The organism is Amycolatopsis sp. NPDC000009 (assembly GCF_055563465.1).
Map to the genome: position 1 here is coordinate 276,285 of NZ_JBVHDI010000006.1, position 12,863 is coordinate 289,147.

Sequence of the window (12,863 nt, forward strand, 5' to 3'; positions counted from 1 at the left end):
CTGGTACACGTAAAGTTCCGACCGTGAACCAGCTGCGCTTGTTGATCTCCCGCACCCCCATGGATCGGCTCGTGGCCTGGGTCAGTGCTCGGTGAGCGCGGCCGACGAAACGAGCACCTCCTTCGACGCGGCGTGCGCGACGAGATCGCTGGGTGACGGCACTTTCACGGCGGTCCTGCGGACCGAATGGTCGATCGGTGGACACCCCCACGGCGGCTTCCTGATGGCACTGATGGCACGGGCCGCCCTCACCTTCCTCCACGAACGCGGCGAGCCGCCGTCCGAGCCGCTCGCGATCAGCGCGGAGTTCCTGCATCCGCCCGCGGTGGGGCCGGTGCTGCTGCGCATGGACGTCCGGAAGGTCGGAAGGCGCGCCTCGGTCGTCGCGGTCACGCTGGAGCAGCGGGGCCGCAGTTGCGTCGAGGCCAGGGTGACCACCGGGCGGCTGCCGATGCGGCGCCCGGAGTGGACCGACGTCCCCGCCATGCCCGCGGAGCCGCCGCCCGGCGCGGTACCCATGACCGGTGAGACCTCCGAAGGCCTGTTCAACCTCGCGAAGGGCTGCGAGGTCCGGCTCGATCCCGCGAGCGTCGGCTACCTGCACGGCCGGATCGGGGACCCGCCGAGGATCCGGCTGTGGGTCCGGCCGAGGCACGGGCTCGCGGATCCGTTCTTCGCCCTGCTCGCGAGCGACGTGAACCCGCCGGTGGTCTACAACCTCGGCCGGGTCGGCTGGGCGCCGACCGTGCAGCTGACCGCGTTGCTGCGCACGCGGCCGGCGCCGGGCTGGCTGCGGGTGCTCGTCCAGAGCCAGTCGGTGCACGAGGCCTGGTTCGACTCGGACGCGCTCGTGGTCGACTCGCAGGGCAGGCTCGTCTGCCAGGCGCGGCAGCTGGCGCTCGCCCCGGCGCCCGGGGGCTGACGGCGGTTTGGCACGCTGAACGGCATGAGTGAGCCTGCGAGCGAATCATCAGCACAGTGCCCGCTCATGCGACGGAAAGTGACCCAGTACGGGAAGAAGAAGGCATGAGTGTGATCGCGGTTCTGGGTGCCGGGAAGATCGGGGAGGCCCTGCTCTCGGGCCTGCTGCACGGCGGGCACAGCCCCGGCGACCTGCTGTTCACCGAGCGGTATCCGGCGCGCGCGGCCGAGCTGACCGAGCGCTACGGCGTGCACGGGGTCACCGTCGCCGACGCCGCCCGCCGGGCCGACGTGCTGGTCGTCGCGGTCAAACCCCAGGACATCGAACCGGTGCTGGACGAGCTCGCGCCGCTGCTCGGCACGGAGTCGCTGGTGGTCTCGCTGTGCGCGGGCCTGCCGACCGCCCTGTACGAGCGCAGGCTGGCCGACGGCGTCCCGGTGGTGCGGGTCATGCCGAACACCCCGATGCTCGTCGGAGAGGCGATGAGCGCGGTCTCCGCGGGGGCGCACGCGACCGCCGAGCACATCGCGGTGGTGAAGGACCTGCTGTCGCACGTCGGGCAGGTCGTCGAGGTGCCCGAGTCGCAGCAGGACGCCGTCACGGCGCTGTCCGGCTCCGGGCCCGCGTACTTCTTCTACCTGGTCGAGGCCATGATCGACGCCGGTATCCTGCTCGGCCTGCCGCGCGCGCTCGCCGGGCAGCTGATCATCCAGTCGGCGGTCGGGGCGGCGAAGATGCTCGCCGAGTCCGACGAGCACCCGGTGCTGCTGCGCGAAGCCGTCACCTCGCCCGCCGGGACGACCATCAACGCCATCCGCGAGCTGGAGAAGCACGGCGTCCGCGCGGCGCTGCTGGCCGCCATCGAGGCCGCGAAGGACCGCTCGACCGAGCTGGGCGCCGCCCACGACCCCCGCATTTAGTCCTCTGGATGCGGTGGTTCGACGGCGAACCCCCGCATCCAGAGGACTAAATGCGTAGTCGGACGGGCCCATCTCGGTGACTCGCGTCGCTTTAGCCACACGTGTCCCGCTACTCTCAGGAGAGCACGTGCGTGTCGATACCACAGGTGGGGAAGCCTCGTGGCGCGACACGTGTCGAAGGACACGGTGAATCATGCCGCCGAACAAGAAGGATGACCTGCCTTCAGTGGGCCAGGTCCAGTTCCTGACGGTCGCCGAGGTGGCCACGCTGATGCGGGTCTCCAAGATGACCGTCTACCGCCTCGTTCACTCGGGCGAGTTGCCCGCGGTGCGCGTCGGGAAGTCGTTCAGAGTTCCCGAAAAGGCCGTTCACGAATATCTGCAGGGCGCGTACTTCGACGTGGGCTGAGGCTCGTTTCGCGGGGTACGACGTGCCCGCCCGAGGGCGTCTTCCGGGGCGCGAGTACCCTGGAAGACCGCTCGTGCCTGTGCGCTCCACCCGTTGGACGCTGCGCCGGGCAGCGTGACCGACGACGAAGGAAGGAGCGCTCACGATGGGCTCTGTGATCAAGAAGCGCCGTAAGCGCATGTCGAAGAAGAAGCACCGCAAGTTGCTGCGCCGGACGCGCGTTCAGCGTAGGAAGGCCGGCAAGTAAGACACAGCCGGTGAGTGGCCCGTCCAGTTTCTGGGCGGGCCATTCCCATTTCGTGGGCGGTTTCCGCCCATTCGAGTGAGACGTGCATCCCCTCTGCGAGCAGCGGGTTAATAGCATGTAAGCGCTGGCTCGACTACCCCTAATGAGCGGTAACATCTCAAGGGCAGCCGCGCGATGCTTCCAGTGAGTGCAGGTACGCGCACACTCGGTGGATCATTCGCGCTCAAGGTCATCAGGACCCCGTGATCGAAGTCCGAGAACCGCCCAAAAGCCGCAGGGAGTCCTATGCCGTCGAACATCGTGCTCGTGACCGGGGTCGGGGGAGACCTTGGCGGGAAGCTGCTCGCCAGACTCGGCAACAATCCGGAGTTCGAGCGGGTGATCGGCGTCGACACCACGCCCCCGCGGAAAGCGGTCCTGCAGCGGATGGGGCACGCCGAATACGTCCGTGCCGACATCCGCAACCCGCTGATCGCCAAGGTGATCAGCACGGCCAAGGTCGACACCGTGGTGCACGCGTCGTGCACCGCGCATCCGGCCGGTCCCGCCCGCCGGACGGCGATCAAAGAGGTCAACGTCATCGGCACGATGCGGCTGCTGGGGGCCTGCCAGCGCTCGCCGCTCGTGCGCAAGCTCGTGGTGAAGTCGACGGCGGCGGTGTATGGCGCCGGAGCGCGCTCCCAGGCCGTCTTCACCGAGGATTCCGAACTCATCCCCACCTCGACCAGCGGTTACGTGAAGGACGCCGTCGAGATGGAGGGATACGTCCGCGGACTCCTGCGCCGTCGTCCCGACATCACGACGACCCTGTTCCGGTTCGCCAACATCATCAGCCCGGAGATCGACACCGTGCTTTCGCGCTACTTCGCGCTGCCGGTCGTCCCCACCGTCTTCGGCTACGACGCGCGGATCCAGCTGCTGCACGCTTCGGACGCGCTGTCCGTGTTCGAGCAGGCGACGCTGAACGACAAACCCGGCGTGTTCAACGTCGGCTCCGAAGGGGTACTCACCCTGTCCCAGGCGATCCGGCGAGCGGGTCGCGTCGGGCTGCCGATGCCCAGCGGCGTCGTGCCGTCGGTCGGCAAGGTGCTGCGCGGAGCGAGGGTCGTCGACTTCTCCGCCGACCAGGTGCGGCTGCTGAACTTCGGCCGCGTCGTGGACATCACGAAGCTCAAGAACGACTTCGGCTACACCCCGCGCTGGACGACGCGGGAAGCGTTCGACGATTACATCACCGGCCGCGGGCTCCGGCCCGTGGTGGACGGCGGCAGGCTGGCCGGTTTCGCGGGCAAGGTGCTGGTGGCCGCGGCGACCGGACAGGCGACCCATCGATGAGCAGACCGCACGAGAACTCTCACGAAGGCGAGGCGGAAAACGTGAGCGGCGCTGAAGCGCAGGTCATCCCGTTGCACGGCCCCGGCAGAGAGAAGCCGGATCCGGCCGTCCAAGCGGACCGGGATCTTCGCGAGTCGGAAGAAGCGCAAGAACATCTGGAGCAGGAGCGCCGGGCGGACGCGCCCGTCGTCGAGTTCCCCGGGGCGGCGCGCGTCGCGCCGGCCACGACCCGTCCGGCCGACGCGGATCTCCTCCCGGCCTCGCTCAGGACGGCGCTGGGGTTCCTGCGTGACCGGTTGACCGGTGACTACACCGTCGACGAGTTCGGCTTCGACGCCGAGCTCACCGAGACCCTGCTGTTGCCGCCGTTGCGCGCGCTGTACGAGAAGTGGTTCCGCGTCGACACCTTCGGCGTCGAGAACCTGCCCGCCGACGGCGGCGCGCTGCTGGTGTCGAACCACTCCGGCACGTTGCCGCTCGACGCGCTGATGACCGCCGTCGCCGTGCACGACCACGCCCCCGGCGGCAGGCATCTGCGCGGCCTCGGCGCGGATCTGGTGTTCCAGGTGCCGCTGGTGGGCTCCTTCGCCCGCAAGTCCGGGCAGACACTCGCCTGCAACGCCGACGCGGAACGCTTGCTGCGCAAGGGAGAACTCGTCGGCGTCTGGCCGGAGGGGTTCAAGGGGATCGGGAAACCGTTCTCGTCACGGTACAAACTGCAGCGGTTCGGCCGCGGTGGGTTCGTTTCGGCCGCGTTGCGGACGGGCGTGCCGATCATCCCCGTGTCGGTCATCGGCGCGGAGGAGACGTACCCGAAGATCGGGGACATCAAGCTTCTCGCGCGCGTGCTCGGCCTGCCGTACTTCCCGGTGACGCCGTTCTTCCCGCTGCTCGGCCCGCTCGGCGCGATCCCGCTGCCGACGAAGTGGAGCATCGAGTTCGGCGAGCCGATCCGCACGGACACCTACGACGCGGACGCCGTCGACGACCCGATGCTGGTCTTCACGCTGACCGACCAGGTGCGGGAATCGATCCAGCAGTCGCTGTACAAACGCCTTTCGCAGCGGAAGAGCGTTTTCAAGGGCTAGAACCGCGTCACTCGCGTGATCAGGCCCGTCATTCGCGTGATTGGGGCCGTAACTCACGAGTTACGGCCCCAATCACGCGAGTTACGGCTCCAAGCACGCGTGTGACGGGTCGGCGCTTCGCGTTGGGCAAGGTGGCAGGTTGCGAAAGCCACTTTCGCAACCTTCAACGTTGCGAAAGTGGCTTTCGCAACGTCGTCGAAGGCCCGGACCGCATCCAGAGGACTAATGCTTGGGTCAGCGCTTCCGGTACGCCATGCCCGCCGCGACGGCACCGGCCACGGCACCGACGCCGAGCACCGAAGGCACGCCGATCTTCGCCGCCTTGCGCCCGGTCCGGAAGTCGCGGATCTCCCAGCCGCGCGCCCGCGCGACGTCGCGAAGACCACCGTCCGGGTTCACCGCGACCGCGGTCCCGACGACCGACAGCATCGGGACGTCGTTCTGCGAATCCGAATACGCCGTGCAGCGCTTGAGATTCAGCCCTTCGCGTGACGCCAGCGCCCGGACGGCGTGGGCCTTCGCCCGGCCGTGCAGCAGGTCGCCGACGAGACGGCCGGTGTAGACGCCGTCCTTGGTCTCCGCGACGGTGCCCAGCGCGCCGGTGAGGCCGAGGCGCCGCGAGATGATGGCCGCGAGCTCGATCGGGGTCGCGGTGACGAGCCAGACGCGCTGGCCGGCGTCGAGGTGCATCTGCGCGAGCGCCCTGGTGCCGGACCAGATCTTGTCCGCCATCAGCTCGTCGTAGATCTCTTCGCTGATGTCGGTCAGTTCCTGCACGGTGCGGCCGGCCACAAAGGACAGTGCGCGCTCGCGGTGGGTCTTGATGTCCTCTTTGTTCTCCCGGCCGCCGAGCCGGAATTTCACCTGCTGCCAGACGAATCCGGCCAGATCGGCGGAGGTGAAGAACTTGCGCGCGGCCAGGCCGCGGGCGAAGTAGAAGATCGACGCGCCCATCATCATGGTGTTGTCGACGTCGAAGAACGCGGCCGCGGTCAGGTCCGGCGGCGCGGGCGGCGCGGGCGGTTCGAGTGCTTCGGCGGACGCGGTCGCCATGGCGGCCTCGGCCGACGCCTCGCCCGCCAGCTCGGCCAGTCGTTCGAGCTCTTGACTCTTATCCTTGCCCCGCCAAACTGACACGCACACCGCCTCCGGAATCCCAGGTGCCTGTGCACAGCGTAGCGAGCGGCCGAGCGCGCTGTCCCGGGTGTGGTGCCTGCCTCACGTGACACCGAGTCAGCCGATGGTTATCGGCGGTAATCCCGGAATGAGCGGCGGAATCGAAATCAGCGGCGGCTTCGGCGTGGTGGTGGTCGTCGGCAGCGGCGGCAGGTTCGTGGGGCCGGGGACGGGCACGACGGGCGGCGGGGTGCCTCCGGTCGGCGGCGCGATCGGTCCGGTCGGGACCGCGGTGTCCACGGCGGACGACGGCGGTACCGAGGACACCGGTGCCGGTGACCCGGTCGGTGCCGACGACGGCGGGGGAGACGTCACCGGCGGCAGGACCGCGTCGGGGGAATCGGGGTCGCGGACGCAGTCACCGGCGGCCGGGACCGCGCCCAGTTCGTCGGAAGAGCCCGTGGTGATCGTGTAGCAGACCAGCCGCGAGCCGAGATCCGTCGTTCGCTCCTGGACCTTGTCGAGCAGGGCACGGGCCGCGGTGAACTTGTCCCGGGCCTCGGCGGGCGCGTGCTCGACCTGGAGACCGAGCCGGTCGGACTGGTTCCGTGCCCAGGTGCGGAGTTCGGCGAGCCGGGTCTGGCCACCCTGATCGGTGACGAGCGCGGTCAGCCGCGAGACACCGGCGCGCAGATCCGTCTCGAAATCGGTGAGGCCGGTGAAGTAGGCGTCGGTGGGCGCGCTCTGCCTGGTCAGTTCGTCGAGCTCGCCGACGCGGTTCGCGGCGAACTCCAGATGCTTCTTGGCCTTGCCCTGCTCGTCGAAGGTGAGCCCGAGCGCGGCCGATTCACCCGCTCGTTTGATGCCGTACAGCGGATCGCCCGGCAGCGCGTCCTTGGACAGCAGCAGGGTGATGCCGCCCAGAGCCAGCACGAGCGCGACAGCGGCCGCGGCGAGGTTGGCGACGAGGTGCCCGCGACGCTTGGGTGCGGCTTCGGCCTCGGCGAGGCGTCCGGCGATCTCGTCGCGGATCCGCTGCCGGGTCTCCGCGTCGGGGGCGCCGCCGGCGCCGAGTTCGCGCAAGCCGCCGACGAGCGCGAGTTCGTGCGCGAACTCGTCGTCGTCCGGGGATTCGGTGCCGTCGACAAGGTCGGCGAAGCGGTCACCGTCCGCCCGCTCCCGCGCGAACCATCCCGGCACGCCCACGGCGAAGTCTCCATCTGCTCAGCCCGGTCCTGACACCGGTCTGGCAGTGAAAACGAGCGGAGACGCCCAAGGGTTACGGCAAGGCCCGGTGAGGGACAAATATGGAACGTTAACGCAGTCCTGTGGGCAGAAGTTGTGCCAAACGGCGTACCGCGCGGTGCTGAAGGGCCTTGATGGCGCCCTCGTTGCGCTTCATGATCGCCGCGGTCTCGGCGACCGAGAGCCCCTGCATGAACCGGAGCACGATGCACTCGCGCTGATCCTCGCCGAGTTCGGCGACGCAGCGCAGCAGTTCGGCCCGGGTGGCGCGGCTGATGGCCTGCTGTTCGGGCCCCGCGACCGCCTGCACGCCGACGTTCCCGATCGGCGCCCCGTTGGGCTCGGCGACCTCGTCGGTGACCACTTCGAGGCGGAACCGGCTCGACTTCACGTGGTCGAGGATGATGTTGCGCGCGATGGTGACGAACCAGGCGCCGACGTCACGCCCCTGGTAGCTCACCGACGTGATGCGGCGGAGCGCGCGGAGGAACGTCTCGCTGGTGACGTCCTCGGCGAGGTCCCGGTCGCCGAGGCGGAACAGGACGTAGCGGTAGACGACGTCGACGTAGCGGTCGTAGAGCCGCCCGAAGGCGGACGTATCGCCGCCCTGCGCGGCACTGACCAGCTCCCACGCTTCGGCCTTCGCGGCTTCGGCGGCGGCATCGCTCTCTTCGACCTTGGGCCGGGCCGCGGGCGCCGCGGGGAAACCGCTCCGGCGGAGGATGTGGCCCGCCAGCATCGAGACGGGGTTCGGCGCGGGAAGAGTCACGGTCCACCTCCCGTTCCGGACAGGGAGGACCGGCCCGCATGTCCCACCGCCGCGTGGGCCTGCAAGATCTGCACGTCCGGACTCCCTTTCTCACCATCGAGTGATCAACACCACTCGACGACGCCCAGCAGCATACGTGTAGTTACCGCGAAGTAGGTAGCGGTGCCGGGGTTACGGAACTGCGACGAAAGGGAGTGACACCCATGACGGGGGCCGAGATGACAAACTGACAACGCCGTTTCACCGAGGGAAGAGGTTCGCAGTTGAGCGCGGAGCAGGTTGCCGATCCAAGCGTGCCCACCTTGCTCGCCGAGGCCGCCCGTCAGTGGCCCGGCAAGGCGGCCGTCCAGGAGACCGGCGGCGGGGTCGCGCTGACCTGGTCGGAACTCGACAACGCCGCCCACGCGCTGGCTCATGCCCTGCTCGACGCGGGAATCGAGCGCGGCGACCGGGTGGCGCTGCGGCTGCCGACTTCGGCCGCGTTCGCCGTCTCGCTGTTCGGGGCGCTCCGGGCCGGCGCGGTGGTGGTGCCGATCTCACCGCAGGGCCCGCCGGCGGAGCTGAACGGGCTGCTGGAACACAGCGGCGCACGGCTCGTCCTGGAACGCGAGGCCACCGAGGAACTCCCCGACGGAGTGACGAGCCTCTCACCGCCGGTTACCTCTGATGGAGCAGCCGAACCGGTCGACGTGTCCGGCGCCGGCGAGGACATAGCGGTCATCTCGTACACCTCCGGCACGACCGGCCCGCCGCGCGGCGTGATGCTGTCGCATCGGGCGCTGCTGGCGAACCTCGACCAGCTGAGCCGGATCGTCCCGGTGCCGCTCGTGCACGGCGACCGCGTGCTCATCACCATCCCGTTGTTCCACGTCTACGGCCTCGGCCCCGGCCTCCTGCAGACCACGGCGGTCGGCGCGACGGCGATCCTGTCCGAACGGTTCCTCGCCGAGCGCACGCTGGCCGACTGCGCCGAGTACCGCGTGACGTCGATCGCCGGCGTGCCCGCGATGTACGCCGAATTCGCCGCGATGGATCCCGAAGAACTCGGCCGTGGCCTGTCCACCGTCCGGCGGATGACCTCGGGCGCGGCGCCGCTGCACCCCAAGATCCTCACCGCGCTCCGCGGCGCCACCGGCCTCGACGTCTACGAGGGCTACGGCCTCACCGAATGCGCGCCGGTGGTCACCACGACGCTGGTCACCGGCTACCCGAAGCCGGGTTCGGTCGGGCGGCCGCTGCCCGGCGTCGAGCTCCGGCTGGTCGACAGCGACGGCGACGCGGAGCCCGTCCCGCTCGACCCGGACGACCTCGGTGACGCCTTCGACGAGGACGGCGGTACCGGCCTGGTGTCGATCCGCGGCGCGAACCTGTTCTCCGGTTACTGGCCGGACGGCTCGCACGGTCCCGACGAGGACGGCTGGTTCCGCACCGGCGACGTCGGCTACCTCGACACCGACGGCGACCTGCACCTGGTGGACCGCGCCAACGACCTGATCATCGTCAACGGCTTCAACGTCTTCCCGCACGAGGTCGAGAACGTGATCTCGATGCTGGACGAGGTCGTCGAGGCGGGCGTCGTCGGCGTCGTCGACGAGCGGACCGGCGAAGCGGTGAAGGCCGTGGTCGTCCCCGCGCCGGGCGCTTCGCTCTCGGAGCAGCAGGTGGTCGAGCACTGCGCGGAACACCTGGCCGGGTACAAGGTGCCGCACACCGTCGAGTTCGCGGAGTCGCTGCCGCATTCCGCTACCGGAAAGCTGCGCAGGGTCCGCCTCAGGTAAGGATGGGGCCATGGCCCACCACGTGACCGTCATGACCCGCACGGGCTGCCACCTGTGCGAGGTCGCGGAACAGGACATCGAGCGGATCTGCGGCGAGCTGGGCGTCGCCTGGTCGGCGGAGGACGTCGACAGCGACCCCGAATGGCGGGCCGAATACGGCGACCGCGTGCCGGTGATCCTCGTCGACGACGCCGAACACGGCTACTGGCGCGTCGAAGAGGACAGGCTCCGGAAGGCGCTGGCGTAACAGTCTCGTAAGGGCGATCGACCGGCCTCCGGGCGTATTCCTGGCGAAGATGGAGTGGTGGACGAACGCAGGCTCACCTTCCCGCAAGCCGCGCTGACCGGGCTCCTGTCACTGGCGGCTGCCCTCGGCGTGGGGCATCTCGTCGCGGGCTTCGTGGGGTACACGGCCTCGCCGTTCGTCGCCGTCGCGAACTTCGTCATCGACCACAGCCCGCACGCGGTGGTCGCCTGGGCCGAGCAGACGCTGGAGACCTGGGACAAGTTCGTCCTCAAGATCGGCCTCGCCGTCGTGCTGGTGCTGTTCGCGCTGCTCGCCGGGCAGCTCTCGCGCCGTACGCCGCTGCCGGGCCAGGTGCTCGTCGGTGTCCTCGGCGCGGCGGGCGTCGCCGCCGTCTTCGTGCGCACCGACCTCGGGCAGATCGCGCTGCTGGCACCGGTGATCGCCACCGTCGTCGCGCTCGTCGTGTTCACCCGGCTGCATTCGTTCTTCCGCCCGAAGGTGTTCTTCGACGACCGTGAAGGCGAGGGCCCGGACCGGCGGAAGGTGCTGATCACCGGCGCGTCCGTCGCGGCGGGCGCCGGGGTCGCCGCGCTGACCGGCCAGATCGTCGGGACCAGGAAGAACGCCGAGGAATCGCGTGCCGCCGTCGGCAGGCTCGTCGCGGCGAGGACCGCGCCGCCGATCCCGCCCGACGCGGATTTCGCGAAGCTCGGCACCCCGCCGTACATCACTCCTCCGAAGGATTTCTATCGGATCGACACGGCGCTGGTGGTCCCACAGGTCCGCACCGAGGACTGGAGCCTGCAGATCCGCGGGATGGTCGATCGCGAGGTCACCTACAGGTATGAAGATCTGCGGTCGCGGCCACTGATCGAACGCGACGTCACCCTGTGCTGCGTCTCCAACGAGGTCGGCGGCCCGTACATCTCCAACGCGCGTTGGATCGGCGTCGACCTGCGCGACCTGCTGAACGAAGCCGGTGTGAAACCCGGCGCCGAGCAGATGTTCGCGACCAGTGTCGACGGGTGGACCTGCGGAACCCCGGTCGAAGCCGCCCTGGACCCGCGGCGCGGCGCGATGCTCGCCCTCGGCATGGACGGCGAACCGCTCCCGATCGAGCACGGCTTCCCCGCGCGGATCGTGATCCCCGGGCTCTACGGCTACGTGTCCGCCACGAAATGGGTGACCGAGCTGGAGATCACCACGTGGTCGGAGCGCCAGGCGTACTGGCTCGGCCGGGGTTGGGCCAGGGAAGCGCCGGTGAAGACACAGTCGCGCATCGACGCGCCCGGCTCGGCGGTGAACGCGGGCAAGGTCGTGGTGTCCGGGACCGCGTGGGCGCAGCACACCGGCGTCGCGAAGGTCGAGGTCCGGGTCGATCAAGGGCCGTGGAAGGAAGCCGTCCTGTCGGCGGAGACGTCGAAGGACACCTGGCGGATGTGGTGGACCGAGGTCGACGTCGCCGCTGGTCAGCACGAGATCGCCGTGCGGGCGACGGACCAGTCGGGCTACACGCAGACGCAGGAGCGCGCCGGAACCGTGCCCGACGGCGCCACCGGCTGGCACACGGTGACGGTCAACGCGCGCTGAGTCTTTTAACGCGCGCTGACGGAAACATTTCGCAGGGCGCCGAGGCCGAGCCGCACGTCACCCGGGTGCGGAGGGCGCCCTGCAAAACGTTTCCGTGGCCTTCGGCCAAGAGAGGCGCGCGCTGGTGAAGTCGCTCGTCGCGCTGACGCGCTCCCGAGCGACATGCCTTCGGTGCCGTTAGAAGCGCTACGCGACATTGAACACAGCGCTCACCTGTGACTTTGTGCCTGCGTTCACAAGTGGCTACCGTAGATACGTCGCCTCCGAAAGCGCCCGGCATCGAACCGGACTCAGCGCCGCGGGTCAAGAGCCGATTTCCAGGTTCGGGCGATTCATGTCGTCAGCAGGGACCAGAGGGAGCGGACAAGCGTGGTGTCGCAACGAGGCCGGCGCACCCGGGTGACACCGGACGCCGACAACGCGCCCACCGCGGAGATGCCGGCCGTCGAGGCCACCGCCGAACCGGAAGCGGTCCGCGCGAAGTCGATCCCCGAAGCCGCCGTCGCCCGCCTCGCCGTGTACCTCCGTGTCCTCTCCGGGCTGGCCGAGCAGGGCGCGACGACGATCTCCAGCGAGGAGCTTTCGCAGGCCGCGGGCGTCAACTCCGCGAAACTGCGCAAGGACCTGTCCTACCTCGGCTCGTACGGCACCCGCGGCGTCGGCTACGACGTCCAGGTCCTGGTCAGCCAGATCGAGCGCATCCTCGGCCTGACCCGCAAGCACAAGGTCGCCGTGGTCGGTATCGGTAACCTCGGGCACGCGCTGGCCAACTACGGCGGGTTCCCCGGCCGCGGTTTCCCGGTCGAGGCGCTGTTCGACCTCGACCCCGACCTGGTCGGTGTCCCGGTCGGCGGCCTCCCGGTCTCACATCTCGACGAGATCCCCAAGGTCTGCGCCGAACGGCAGATCTCCATCGGCGTCATCGCCACTCCGCCCACCGCCGCGCAGTCGGTCTGCGACCGGCTCGTCGCAGGTGGCGTGCAGTGCATCCTGAATTTCGCCCCGGTGGTGCTGCAGGTTCCGGCACATATCGAGGTGCGCAAGGTCGATCTCGCGGTCGAGCTGCAGATCCTGTCGTTCCACGTCGCTCGCCGCGCCGATCTGGCCGCTAACGGCAACGGCGGAGCAGACGGTGGCCCCGGGGGCGCCGACAATGGCAGCGTGAACGGCCACGGCAACGGAATGGTGGTGCGCTGA

13 protein-coding genes are annotated in these 12,863 nt (G+C 69.4%); 10 read left to right on the plus strand and 3 right to left on the minus strand.

What is annotated here, in order from left to right; genetic code table 11:
* Positions 1–91: 91 nt before the first annotated feature.
* The 6 genes from ACZ3HL_RS19355 to ACZ3HL_RS19380 all read left to right on the plus strand — a co-directional run bounded on the left by ACZ3HL_RS19355 (position 92) and on the right by ACZ3HL_RS19380 (position 4,921).
* Positions 92–922 (plus strand): thioesterase family protein, encoded by an 831-nt coding sequence (locus ACZ3HL_RS19355; RefSeq protein WP_340684904.1) that lies wholly within the window; start codon positions 92–94, stop codon positions 920–922.
* Positions 923–1,026: 104 nt separating this feature from the next.
* A complete protein-coding gene (gene proC, locus ACZ3HL_RS19360; protein WP_465532616.1) occupies positions 1,027–1,842 on the plus strand; it encodes a pyrroline-5-carboxylate reductase in 816 nt (271 codons plus the stop codon).
* Between the two features lie 193 nt (positions 1,843–2,035).
* The gene (locus ACZ3HL_RS19365; protein ID WP_016330918.1) at positions 2,036–2,251 is read left to right on the plus strand and encodes a helix-turn-helix domain-containing protein; all 216 of its coding nucleotides are present in this window, start codon (positions 2,036–2,038) and stop codon (positions 2,249–2,251) included.
* A gap of 145 nt (positions 2,252–2,396) precedes the next feature.
* Positions 2,397–2,498, plus strand: coding sequence for a 30S ribosomal protein bS22 (locus tag ACZ3HL_RS19370; RefSeq protein WP_007030867.1), 102 nt, complete (start codon positions 2,397–2,399; stop codon positions 2,496–2,498).
* A gap of 285 nt (positions 2,499–2,783) precedes the next feature.
* The gene (locus ACZ3HL_RS19375; protein WP_465532618.1) at positions 2,784–3,833 is read left to right on the plus strand and encodes an NAD-dependent epimerase/dehydratase family protein; all 1,050 of its coding nucleotides are present in this window, start codon (positions 2,784–2,786) and stop codon (positions 3,831–3,833) included.
* Complete coding sequence (locus ACZ3HL_RS19380; RefSeq protein ID WP_465415670.1) at positions 3,830–4,921, plus strand: lysophospholipid acyltransferase family protein; 1,092 nt, start codon at positions 3,830–3,832, stop codon at positions 4,919–4,921. The genes ACZ3HL_RS19375 and ACZ3HL_RS19380 overlap by 4 nt, the downstream gene beginning before the upstream one ends.
* A gap of 234 nt (positions 4,922–5,155) precedes the next feature.
* Here the strand turns inward: ACZ3HL_RS19380 and ACZ3HL_RS19385 are convergent, their stop codons facing one another.
* The 3 genes from ACZ3HL_RS19385 to ACZ3HL_RS19395 all read right to left on the minus strand — a co-directional run bounded on the left by ACZ3HL_RS19385 (position 5,156) and on the right by ACZ3HL_RS19395 (position 8,051).
* Positions 5,156–6,058 carry an HAD family hydrolase gene (locus ACZ3HL_RS19385; protein ID WP_192747707.1) on the minus strand — a complete coding sequence of 301 codons (903 nt, stop codon included), beginning with the start codon at positions 6,056–6,058 and terminating at the stop codon, positions 5,156–5,158.
* Positions 6,059–6,154: 96 nt separating this feature from the next.
* Positions 6,155–7,243 carry a DUF5667 domain-containing protein gene (locus ACZ3HL_RS19390; protein ID WP_465415667.1) on the minus strand — a complete coding sequence of 363 codons (1,089 nt, stop codon included), beginning with the start codon at positions 7,241–7,243 and terminating at the stop codon, positions 6,155–6,157.
* 109 nt (positions 7,244–7,352) lie between these two features.
* Positions 7,353–8,051, minus strand: a complete 699-nt coding sequence (locus tag ACZ3HL_RS19395; RefSeq protein ID WP_465415665.1) for a sigma-70 family RNA polymerase sigma factor — start codon at positions 8,049–8,051, stop codon at positions 7,353–7,355.
* A gap of 293 nt (positions 8,052–8,344) precedes the next feature.
* Between ACZ3HL_RS19395 and ACZ3HL_RS19400 the strand changes: the two genes are divergently transcribed.
* The 4 genes from ACZ3HL_RS19400 to ACZ3HL_RS19415 all read left to right on the plus strand — a co-directional run bounded on the left by ACZ3HL_RS19400 (position 8,345) and on the right by ACZ3HL_RS19415 (position 12,863).
* Positions 8,345–9,829, plus strand: a complete 1,485-nt coding sequence (locus ACZ3HL_RS19400) for an AMP-binding protein (RefSeq protein ID WP_465532620.1) — start codon at positions 8,345–8,347, stop codon at positions 9,827–9,829.
* Between the two features lie 10 nt (positions 9,830–9,839).
* Positions 9,840–10,076 (plus strand): glutaredoxin family protein, encoded by a 237-nt coding sequence (locus ACZ3HL_RS19405; protein ID WP_037332991.1) that lies wholly within the window; start codon positions 9,840–9,842, stop codon positions 10,074–10,076.
* Positions 10,077–10,130: 54 nt separating this feature from the next.
* The gene (locus tag ACZ3HL_RS19410; RefSeq protein ID WP_465532622.1) at positions 10,131–11,666 is read left to right on the plus strand and encodes a molybdopterin-dependent oxidoreductase; all 1,536 of its coding nucleotides are present in this window, start codon (positions 10,131–10,133) and stop codon (positions 11,664–11,666) included.
* A 369-nt stretch (positions 11,667–12,035) separates the two neighbouring features.
* Positions 12,036–12,863, plus strand: coding sequence for a redox-sensing transcriptional repressor Rex (locus ACZ3HL_RS19415; protein ID WP_228708039.1), 828 nt, complete (start codon positions 12,036–12,038; stop codon positions 12,861–12,863).

Excerpts from the sequence above, each read along its gene's own strand:
- proC (WP_465532616.1), top strand. The coding sequence starts at position 1,027 with ATGAGTGTGATCGCGGTTCTGGGTGCCGGGAAGATCGGGGAGGCCCTG.
- ACZ3HL_RS19365 (WP_016330918.1), top strand. The coding sequence starts at position 2,036 with ATGCCGCCGAACAAGAAGGATGACCTGCCTTCAGTGGGCCAGGTCCAG.
- ACZ3HL_RS19370 (WP_007030867.1), top strand. The coding sequence starts at position 2,397 with ATGGGCTCTGTGATCAAGAAGCGCCGTAAGCGCATGTCGAAGAAGAAG.
- ACZ3HL_RS19375 (WP_465532618.1), top strand. The coding sequence starts at position 2,784 with ATGCCGTCGAACATCGTGCTCGTGACCGGGGTCGGGGGAGACCTTGGC.
- ACZ3HL_RS19380 (WP_465415670.1), top strand. The coding sequence starts at position 3,830 with ATGAGCAGACCGCACGAGAACTCTCACGAAGGCGAGGCGGAAAACGTG.
- ACZ3HL_RS19405 (WP_037332991.1), top strand. The coding sequence starts at position 9,840 with ATGGCCCACCACGTGACCGTCATGACCCGCACGGGCTGCCACCTGTGC.